Origin of the sequence: Paraburkholderia sp. SIMBA_027 (assembly GCF_046535315.1) — a bacterium.
GTDB classification, from domain to species: Bacteria; Pseudomonadota; Gammaproteobacteria; order Burkholderiales; family Burkholderiaceae; genus Paraburkholderia; species Paraburkholderia tropica.
In genome coordinates this window covers 1-265 of sequence record NZ_JAWRWY010000766.1, presented here as the reverse complement: position 1 = coordinate 265, position 265 = coordinate 1, and the positions used below count along the sequence as shown (strand labels likewise).

The 265-nt window shown below is 62.6% G+C and carries 1 pseudogene; it reads right to left on the bottom strand.

Annotated features, from left to right (window positions below):
• Positions 1-265 (bottom strand): annotated as a pseudogene (locus tag SB764_RS41115) (mechanosensitive ion channel family protein); the annotation flags it as partial.

The following is a 265-nucleotide window of genomic DNA, read 5'->3' as shown; positions in this document are numbered from 1 at the left end:
AGCGTTTGACGGACCTGGCGAGCGAGATCCCAGCGGATGTCCCAGAACGCGTCGATGCTGGTCCACACGCGGATGTTCAGGACCACGGTGCTGTCGTCGAAACGGGCCACCATCACCTGCGGCGCGGGCTTTTGCAGCGCGCGCGGGTCGGCAACGGCGAGATTGCGCAGTGCGGCCAGCGCCTGGTCGACATCGTCACGCACTGAGATTTCCACTTCCAGATCAAGTCGGCGGGTCGGATTGCGGTTGTAATTGCGGATTGAAT